Consider the following 10,137-nt stretch of genomic DNA (forward strand, 5'->3'; position numbering starts at 1 on the left):
TATAAACTTTTAATTTAGTTTTTAATTGGGAAATCTAATCTAAAGAATCGTAAAAAAATATTTTTTAAAAATTTTACAAATAAAATCGTTTTTTTCAAAAATCATTATACAATTAGTCTATTTTATTATTAAAGTCTAATTTATCATAAATAATTTTTTATAAAGTGTGTAACAATGAGTGTTCATAAATATTTTTTAAATAAATAATATAATATTAATTAGTAATTAACTAATTTTTGTTTTTTTTTTTTTTTATATGTACATAAACGAATGACAATATTTTATTTAATCAATATAAACAAGATTAATTTGAATAAACTTCTAGACACATTAATTATTATTATTTTTTTTATTTTCTATTAAAAAAATATTATTTTGATTATATCTTTCGAAATAAAATAGTTTTAAAAATAACTAATTTATAAAATCAAAAGCAAAAATTTTACTTATTAAGTAGAAATATTCAATAAAATTTAAATTATTAATGATAATAATCTTTATTACTAGAATTCTTTGACTAAAGTTTATTGTTGATTATTTTAAAATTAACAATATATACCTAAATAAAGTATTAAATTTATTAATATAAAAAAATTTATGTTATTTAACTTTATTATTTTATTAAAAAACTTAAGAAATAAAGATAACTCTTTTTTTTAATTAAGAAACCTCAATATATTATGAAAAAATATCCGATTTAAACTTATATATAAATTATACTTTTATAAGTTTAATCAATGCGATATTTTTTAAATAAAAACAAAATTTTAAAAATTAATATTATTTTTTTATGATCTTATTTGAAATCATTTGATAAATGAAAAATTAATTAAAGTCATTATCATTTATTTTTTTATATATTAATTAGAAATTTATATGATATATGTTTATAAATAAAACCAAACAAAATTTAAATTCAATAATTATTTTTTTCTTATTAACAATATTTATATTTATTTTTTATATTTTTATATTATATTTTTCATTTGATATCAGAAAATTAACGAATAAAATAATAGATAAAAATATTATTATCGAAACATCTCAAAAATTAATAACTCATCCAGATAAATATGATCCAAATGAAGATATTGATACAACGAATATAAATAATGATGGGCAATTATTAGCAGCAATTACTTTGGAAGCTTTAAAAAAAAAACATAATAAATTATATGCGAAACAACAGTATGCTGAAAAATTACTTGTTTTTTTAAGAACAAGAGATAAAGAATTATTAACATCTCAAAATGATTTAAGAACAAAAACAGAAGCTTTAACAACAACTCAAAATGATTTAATTCAACAAAAAGAAGAATTAAGAACAGTTCAAAACGCTTTAACTCAAAAAGAACAAGAATTAAGAACAATTCAAAACGCTTTAACTCAAAAAGATAAAAATTTATTAACATCTCAAAATGATTTAAGAACAAAAACAGAAGCTTTAACAACAACTCAAAATGATTTAATTCAACAAAAAGAAGAATTAAGAACAGTTCAAAACGCTTTAACTCAAAAAGAACAAGAATTGAGAACAGTTCAAAGTGCTTTAACTCAAAAAGATAAAAATTTATTAACATCTCAAAATGATTTAATTCAACAAAAAGAAGAATTAAGAACAATTCAAAACGCTTTAACTCAAAAAGAACAAGAATTAAGAACAGTTCAAAGTACTTTAACTCAAAAAGAAAAAGCTTTAACAACAACTCAAAATGATTTAAGAACAAAAACAGAAGCTTTAACAACAACTAAAAACACTTTAACTCAAAAAGAACAAGAATTAAGAACAGTTCAAAGTACTTTAACTCAAAAAGAAAAAGCTTTAACAACAACTCAAAATGATTTAAGAACAAAAACAGAAGCTTTAACAACAACTCAAAATGATTTAATTCAACAAAAAGAAGAATTAAGAACAGTTCAAAACGCTTTAACTCAAAAAGAACAAGAATTAAGAACAGTTCAAAACGCTTTAACTCAAAAAGAAAAAGATTTATTAACATCTCAAAATGATTTAAGAACAAAAACAAAAGAATTAACAACAACTAAAAACTCTTTAACTCAAAAAGAACAAGAATTAAGAACAATTCAAAGTACTTTAACTCAAAAAGAAGAAGAATTAAGAACAGTTCAAAGCACTTTAACTCAAAAAGAAAAAGATTTATTAACATCTCAAAATGATTTAAGAACAAAAACAAAAGAATTAACAACAACTAAAAACTCTTTAACTCAAAAAGAACAAGAATTAAGAACAGTTCAAAGTACTTTAACTCAAAAAGAAAAAGATTTATTAACATCTCAAAATGATTTAAGAACAAAAACAAATGATTTAATTCAACAAAAAGAAGAATTAAGAACAGTTCGAAACGCTTTAACTCAAAAAGAACAAGAATTAAGAACAATTCAAAGTACTTTAACTCAAAAAGATAAAAATTTATTAACATCTCAAAATGATTTAATTCAACAAAAAGAAAAATTAAGAACAGTTCAAAGTACTTTAACTCAAAAAGAAAAAGATTTATTAACATCTCAAAATGATTTAAGAACAAAAACAAATGATTTAATTCAACAAAAAGAAGAATTAAGATCAGTTCAAAACTCTTTAACTCAAAAAGAAAAAGCTTTAACAACAACTCAAAATGATTTAATTCAACAAAAAGAAGAATTAAAAACAGTTCAAAACGCTTTAACTCAAAAAGAACAAGAATTAAGAACAGTTCAAAGTACTTTAACTCAAAAAGAAAAAGATTTATTAACATCTCAAAATGATTTAAGAACAAAAACAGAAGCTTTAACAACAACTCAAAATGATTTAATTCAACAAAAAGAAGAATTAAGAACAGTTCAAAGCACTTTAACTCAAAAAGAAAAAGATTTATTAACATCTCAAAATGATTTAAGAACAAAAACAAAAGAATTAACAACAACTAAAAACTCTTTAACTCAAAAAGAACAAGAATTAAGAACAATTCAAAGTACTTTAACTCAAAAAGAAGAAGAATTAAGAACAGTTCAAAGCACTTTAACTCAAAAAGAAAAAGATTTATTAACATCTCAAAATGATTTAAGAACAAAAACAAAAGAATTAACAACAACTAAAAACTCTTTAACTCAAAAAGAACAAGAATTAAGAACAGTTCAAAGTACTTTAACTCAAAAAGAAAAAGATTTATTAACATCTCAAAATGATTTAAGAACAAAAACAAATGATTTAATTCAACAAAAAGAAGAATTAAGAACAGTTCGAAACGCTTTAACTCAAAAAGAACAAGAATTAAGAACAATTCAAAGTACTTTAACTCAAAAAGATAAAAATTTATTAACATCTCAAAATGATTTAAGAACAAAAACAGAAGATTTAACAACAACTCAAAATGATTTAATTCAACAAAAAGAAAAATTAAGAACAGTTCAAAGTACTTTAACTCAAAAAGAAAAAGATTTATTAACATCTCAAAATGATTTAAGAACAAAAACAAATGATTTAATTCAACAAAAAGAAGAATTAAGAACAGTTCAAAACGCTTTAACTCAAAAAGAACAAGAATTAAGAACAATTCAAAGTACTTTAACTCAAAAAGATAAAAATTTATTAACATCTCAAAATGATTTAAGAACAAAAACAGAAGCTTTAACAACAACTCAAAATGATTTAATTCAACAAAAAGAAAAATTAAGAACAGTTCAAAACGCTTTAACTCAAAAAGAAGAAGATTTATTAACATTTCAAAATGATTTAAGAACAAGAGATAAAAATTTATTAACATCTCAAAATGATTTAAGAACAAAAACAGAAGCTTTAACAACATGTCAAGATGATTTAATTCAACAAAAAGAAGAATTAACAACAACTAAAAACGCTTTAACTCAAAAAGAAGAAGTTTTAACAACATTTAAAAATAATTTAATTCAACAAAAAGAAGAATCTTTAATCAGTAATAAAAATATTTATATTTTTATTATTATTCTATTTGTTTTCATAATAATCACTCTTATTTTATTATTTTATTATTTACTAGTATGATTAAAATAATTTTAATTTTTTTATAAATAATTTTATATTTGATTTATATCTTTATTTAATTATAATTTTTAATTTTAAATTATAATTAAAAGATCGATTTTATTAATAATATAAAAATTTATGAAAGAAAATAAACCTTGATTAAATAGATAAAATAGTTTCTTTATTTTAAAAAAGAAAATATTTTAAAGAAGAGATAAATTTATTAGTAAAATAATCAAAATTATTAATAAATTTTAAAAAATAAAATTTTAAGTTATTTAAAAAAATAAAACTCAGTTAATTAAAAATAATTGAGTTTTATTTTTTTTAAATATTAAAATTATTAAATAAATTTTTTTAAAAAAATAAATTTAAAAAATTTATATCTTTTATATCTATTTTTAAAAAGAGCTTTCTGGTTTATCAACCGAATATATATTAGAATTGTTTTTTGTTAAATTAATATATTTCATGTTTAGGATCAAAATCAAGAATATAAAAAATATTATTTATTTTTAAACCTAATAAACGACTTTGTTTTGTAGTTTTTAATTGATAAACCGTTTCACCTTCTGCAAGTGTTACAACATTTTCAAAACCTTTATTAACAAGTTTATGTTTTTCGACTTTATGAAAATGTAAATCACTATTTATGACGCTTTGAAAACTAACATGTTGTATAGGTTTGTCTAAAGGATAAAGAATATCATCAAAAAATTTTTTAATTTTAAAGTGTTTAAAGTTTTTACAAGGCAAATATTTTTTAACAAAAGAATAACGAAATTTTGCTTTTGAACTCATAAAATTACTTTATTTTTTTAGGATTTTTTATAAAATAATTTTTTATCGTTTCATCTTTAATAACATTTTTAGACCAATCTTCATTATTATCCCAAGCTGATTGCCAAGGAGTTTCTTTATGTGTCAAATTAGATAAAGTAGTAGCTTCTTTATTTCCATATAATTCTATTATTTTATCGATTAAAACACGATGATCGTTTGTTAAATGTTTTTCTTCTCCTTTGTTAGTTCCGTTAGAAATTGTTTTATAGGTATAACGCTTAAATTCATTATATAAATTAGGGAAAACAGGGCCGTGAAGCCACGCTTCGACGGGCTCATTGAAAATTGGTTGATCGTTTTCAACTAAATATTTAGCATATGTATAATAAACCAATTTTTGTAATTTCATATTAGTAACTTTATTCTTATTTTTTTTAATAATGTAATTAGCAACGTCAAAAATGTTGATTTGATTTTTTTCAATATCTTTTTTTATATTTAAACTATTTTCCATATTTAAATCAACTCCTTTGTTTTTAATACTAATTAAATTATATAATAATTTTAATTGTTTTTCAAATGATATAATTTTTTGTTGTATTTGTTTTTTTGGTCATGATTGGTTTATCTCCTTTTGGATGATTATTTTTTTCATTATATTTTTCTCCTTTTAATGAAAATTTAGGTATAAAAAAAAGACTCTCAAAAATGAGAGTCTTGGGTTTGTTTGTGTTATATATTGTTTTTTTTGTTATTGTTGTCTATTAGTTTTTCTATTTTTTTAAATGTTTCTGTTGTTGTATCTTTTGTTTCTTGGTTTATTTTTTTAATTTTGTCTAAATTTTCTCGATGATATAACATTTCTTTTTCTAATAATTCTAATTTTTTATCGTTTAATTTATTATCATTATCAATTTTATCTATTTTATCGTTCAAACGATTAAAATCTGTTTTTAAATCTTTTAAATCATTAGATTTAGATTTTAAGTCTTTTTTTAAGTTATTAATGGAATAACATAACCAAATTGTTATTCCTGTTTTCGCAAAAACATCTAATAACAATTCCAACAAATTTATATTCATTTTTTTTATTTTCATTTCTTTTTTTGTATTATATATGTTTTTTTAATTATATTGTTAATATAACATATTTTAAAAATAATGTAAATTTAAAGATTATAAAGCGTGTATTTTGCAAAAAAAATATTTTAATATTTGAAGAATAATAATATTTTGTTATTATCATTATTATTATAATTATTTAATATAGTTGATGATTTTATTAAATCCTTCAATGACGATGAACGACATATTTTTTCTCTTTTAGGTGAATTTTGGTATAAAAAAAAGATTCATATAAAATGAATCTTTTTAATTGTTAATAATTGTTAATTTGGGTTGTTTTTTTTAATTGTCTTTGCGTTTTTTTGTTTTTTTGTGTTGTAATGGGCGATTTAAATCACCTGATTTTTTTGTACGGTTAAAATAAAAAAAAGACTCGTTTAAACGAGTCTTTTTTTAAGTTATTTTTTTATTGTGCCGTCGGGGTGGTAGAATGTTGTTTTAATCCATTTTTCGTTTTCGTTGAATTCGTCAATTGACCAAATAGTTTCGCTGTCGGGTTGGTAGTGTGTTTCTTTAATTTTTTGGCCGTTTTCGTTGTATTCTTCAATATACCAAACTTGGCCATTATTCCAATAAAATGTTTTTTTGTTGTTGTTTGTTTGTGGTGTTTCAGTTGATTGAGGTGTTTCAACTTGTTGTGGCAATTCTGGTTGTTTTAACGTTCCATCGGGGTTGTAGTGTGTGGTTTTGATGACGTTTCTATTTTCATTGTATTCGGTGATTTTTTTAAAAGTTTGGCCATCATCATAATAGTATATGTCTTTAATTTTTTGACCGTGTTCGTTGTATTCTTCAATTGACCAAATAGTTTGGCCGTCGTTTTTGTACCATGTTGTTTTGGTTTTTTTACCGTTTTCGTTGTATTCGTCGATTGATGAAATAGTTTGACCATCGTTTTCGTAGAATGTTTCTTTAATTTTTTGACCGTTGTTAGGGTTATATTCGTCAATATGCCAAACAATTTGGTCGTCATCTCGGTATTGTGTTTTTTTAATTAATTTTCCATTTTCGTTACAGTCACAAATGTAATCAATCATTTGACCATCTTTTTTGTAAAATGTTGCTTTAATTAATTTTTCGTTTTCGTTGTATTCGCGGATATACCAAATAATGTTGTTGGAAAGATAGATTGTATTTTTAATTAATTTTTCGTTATTGTTGAATTCGTTAATTTGTTTGATAGTTTGGCCGTCGTCTTGGTAGTGTGTTGTTTTATTTTTTTGGCCGTTGGTGTATTCTTGAATATATGAAATAGTTCTACCATAGTTTTGATAGGTTGTCTTTTTAACTAATGTTTCGTTTTCGTTGTATTCTGCAATTGCTAAAATAGTTTTGCCGTCGTCTTGGTATTGTGTTTTTTTAGTTAAATTTTCATTATCGTCGTAGTCATTAATGTAATCAATTTTATTATAAAACAAATAGATTTCATCATAAGACAAATAGTTTATTTCTTTAGTTTTTTGACCATTAGTATTAAAATCTGTTTTAACTATTTTTTTGTTTTCGTTGAATTCGATAATTGATGAAACAATTTGGCCGTTGGGTTGATAGTGTGTTGTTTTAGTATTTTGACCATGTTCGTTATATTCGTTAATTTGTTTGATAGTTTGGCCGTCGGGTTGGTAGATTGTTTCTTTAGTTTTTGGGCCATTTTCGTTGTATTCGTTGATACAATCGATAGTTTGTGTTTTGATATTATAAATTGTCTCTTTGGCTAATTTTCCATTTTTGTGGAATTCTTCAATATGTCTAATAATTTCACTATTCGGTCGATAAATTATTGTTTTAATTTTTTGGTTGTTAGTATTGTATTCCTCAACGATTTTTTGTCTATGTTTGTTGATGTATGTTTTTGTGTGTGGTTGTAATATTTTAGCTGGTTGTGATGGTTCAACTGGTGGTTGAATTGCTGGTTGTGATGGTTTGACTGGCGGTGTTGTGTTAGTTGATTCATTAATTGATTCATTAGCTGGTGTTGATGATTGTTGTTCAGCTGGTGCTGATTGTTTTTCAGCTGGTTTATTAGCTGATTCGTTAGCTGGTGTTGATGCTTGTTGTTCAGCTGGTGCTTGTGATCCAGTTGGTGTTGTTCCAGTTGGTGGTGTTGTGTTAGCTGGTTGAACTGGTGGTGTTTGTGATCCAGTTGCTGTTGTTCCAATTGGTGGTGTTATGCTAGTTGGTTGTGGTTCATTTTGTGACGGTTCTATTTGTTGATTATTATTTTCATTTTGTTCTGATGATTTATTTTGTGATGATTCTAATTGTTGTTTTTTGTTTTCAATTTGTTTTTGTGTTGCATTTTGTGATGATTCTATTGTTGGTTTCTTTTTTTTAGTCAAAATAAAATAAGTAAAACCAATTAAAATAAAAAAACAAAAGAATATAATAATAATCTTCTTTTGTTTTGAGTTTTTTGAATTGTTATTCATAATTGTTTTTTTCCTTTTTTTATATTTATATAAAAATTATAAATTAAATTATAAAAATTAGTGTTTTGTAGTTTCTAATTTTTTTATAATTTAGTTTATTTTTTTTAATTTCCTTGCGTTAGTTTTTTGTTGCTGTGTGTTGTGTTGCCTGTAGTTTTTTTTATTGTTGGAGGTAAATTAAAAAGACTCACTTAAAGTGAGTCTTTTTTATGTTATTTTTTTATTGATCCGTCGGGGGTTGTATTCTTAGATGATGTCTTCAATGCTTCCATCAGGGTTGTAATATGTTATTTTAATTATATGTCCATTTTCGTTGTAGTCAGTAATTTCTTTATTTGTTTTACCGTCGGAGTAATATTTTGTTATTTTAGCAAATTTTCCATTTTCGTTGTAGTTAATAATTTTTTTTGTTTTACCGTCGGAGTAATATTTTATTATTTTAACAAATTTTCCATTTTCGTTGTATTTGGTGATGTCATCAATGGTTGTTCCGTCGGGGTTGTAGTTTGTTGTTTTAATTTTTTGGCCGTTGGGGTTGTATTCTGTGATTTTTTTAACAGTTCCGTCGGTGTAATATTTTGTTATTTTAGCAAATTTTCCATTTTCGTTGTAGTCAGTAATTTCTTTATTTGTTTTACCGTCGGAGTAATATTTTGTTATTTTAGTAAATTTTTCGTTTGCGTTGTATTCGTAGATGTCATCGATGGTTGTTCCGTCGGATTGGTAGTGTGTTGTTTTAGTTTTTCGGCCGTTAGTAGGGTTGTATTCACTAATGTGACCAATAGTTTGGCTGTCGTCTTCGTATAATGTTGTTTTAACTAATTTTTCGTCTTCGTTGTATTCTTCAATTTTCCAAATTTTTATGCTGTCAGGACGGTAGAATGTTGTTTTAATTCTTTGGCCATTTTCGTTGTATTCGTCGATTGATTCAATAGTTTTGCTGTTGTATTGGTAGTTTATTAATTTAATTAATTTTTTGTTTTCGTTGAATTCTGCAATATAATAAATAGTTTGGTCATCGGAGCCATATTGTGTTATTTTAGTTTTTTGGCCGTTGGCGGGGTTGTATTCTTCAATACAATCAATAATTTGACCGTTGGGGTGGTAGAGTGTTGTTTTAGTTTTTTGGCCGTTTTCGTTGTATTCGTTAATTTGTTTGATAGTTTGGCCGTCGGGTTGGTAGATTGTTGCTTTGATTATTTGGTTGTGTTTGTTATAGTCATAGTTAACAACAAAATCAATAAATCCATATGTGTCATATTGCGTTTTTTTAATTAATTTGCCATTTTCGTTGTATTCGTTGATGTAATCGATTTTATTATAAAACAAATAGATTTCATTATAAGACAAATAGTTTGTTTCTTTAGTTTTTTGACCATTAGCATTAAAATCTGTTTTAACTATTTTTTTGTTTTCGTTGAATTCGATAATTGATGAAATAGTTTGGCCGTTGGGTTGATAGTGTGTTGTTTTGATGAAATCTCCGTTTTCGTTATATTCGTTGATTGATGAAATAGTTTGATTGTCAGCTTGGTAAAATGTTTTTCTAATTAATTTTTCGTTTTCGTTGTATTCGCTAATAGAATCAATAGTTTGTGTTTTGATATTATAAATTGTCTCTTTGGCTAATTTTCCATTTTTGTGGAATTCTTCAATATTTCTAATAATTTCACTATTTGGTCGATAAAATATTGTTTTAATTTTTTGGTTGTTAGTATTGTATTCCTCAATGACTTTTTGTTTCTCTTCGTTGATGTATGTTTTTGTGTTTGGTTGTAATATTTCAGTTGTTCCAGT

6 protein-coding genes are annotated in these 10,137 nt (G+C 23.5%); 1 reads left to right on the plus strand and 5 read right to left on the minus strand.

Annotated elements, in window-relative coordinates:
- Positions 1 to 883: 883 nt before the first annotated feature.
- Positions 884 to 4,021, plus strand: a complete 3,138-nt coding sequence (locus KTO59_RS01365) for a hypothetical protein (protein ID WP_284928277.1) — start codon at positions 884 to 886, stop codon at positions 4,019 to 4,021.
- Between the two features lie 441 nt (positions 4,022 to 4,462).
- On the opposite strand, the gene KTO59_RS01370 is transcribed toward KTO59_RS01365, so the two are convergent.
- The 5 genes from KTO59_RS01370 to KTO59_RS01390 all read right to left on the minus strand — a co-directional run.
- On the minus strand, positions 4,463 to 4,804 hold the full coding sequence (locus KTO59_RS01370; RefSeq protein ID WP_284928279.1) for a hypothetical protein: 342 nt from the start codon (positions 4,802 to 4,804) through the stop codon (positions 4,463 to 4,465).
- 4 nt (positions 4,805 to 4,808) lie between these two features.
- Complete coding sequence (locus KTO59_RS01375; RefSeq protein WP_284928280.1) at positions 4,809 to 5,300, minus strand: Panacea domain-containing protein; 492 nt, start codon at positions 5,298 to 5,300, stop codon at positions 4,809 to 4,811.
- Positions 5,301 to 5,518: 218 nt separating this feature from the next.
- On the minus strand, positions 5,519 to 5,869 hold the full coding sequence (locus KTO59_RS01380; protein ID WP_284928281.1) for a hypothetical protein: 351 nt from the start codon (positions 5,867 to 5,869) through the stop codon (positions 5,519 to 5,521).
- A 440-nt stretch (positions 5,870 to 6,309) separates the two neighbouring features.
- Positions 6,310 to 8,340: a DUF2963 domain-containing protein gene (locus tag KTO59_RS01385; protein ID WP_284928283.1), complete on the minus strand. Its 2,031-nt coding sequence runs from the start codon at positions 8,338 to 8,340 to the stop codon at positions 6,310 to 6,312.
- A gap of 246 nt (positions 8,341 to 8,586) precedes the next feature.
- A partial coding sequence (locus KTO59_RS01390) for a DUF2963 domain-containing protein (protein WP_284928284.1) occupies positions 8,587 to 10,137 on the minus strand: 1,551 nt, incomplete at its 5' end.

This window comes from Candidatus Phytoplasma sp. AldY-WA1 (genome assembly GCF_020312115.2).
GTDB lineage: Bacteria > Bacillota_I > Bacilli_A > Acholeplasmatales > Acholeplasmataceae > Phytoplasma > Phytoplasma vitis.

Excerpts from the sequence above, each read along its gene's own strand:
- KTO59_RS01365 (WP_284928277.1), top strand. The coding sequence starts at position 884 with ATGTTTATAAATAAAACCAAACAAAATTTAAATTCAATAATTATTTTT.
- KTO59_RS01370 (WP_284928279.1), bottom strand. The coding sequence starts at position 4,804 with ATGAGTTCAAAAGCAAAATTTCGTTATTCTTTTGTTAAAAAATATTTG.
- KTO59_RS01375 (WP_284928280.1), bottom strand. The coding sequence starts at position 5,300 with ATGGAAAATAGTTTAAATATAAAAAAAGATATTGAAAAAAATCAAATC.
- KTO59_RS01380 (WP_284928281.1), bottom strand. The coding sequence starts at position 5,869 with ATGAATATAAATTTGTTGGAATTGTTATTAGATGTTTTTGCGAAAACA.
- KTO59_RS01385 (WP_284928283.1), bottom strand. The coding sequence starts at position 8,340 with ATGAATAACAATTCAAAAAACTCAAAACAAAAGAAGATTATTATTATA.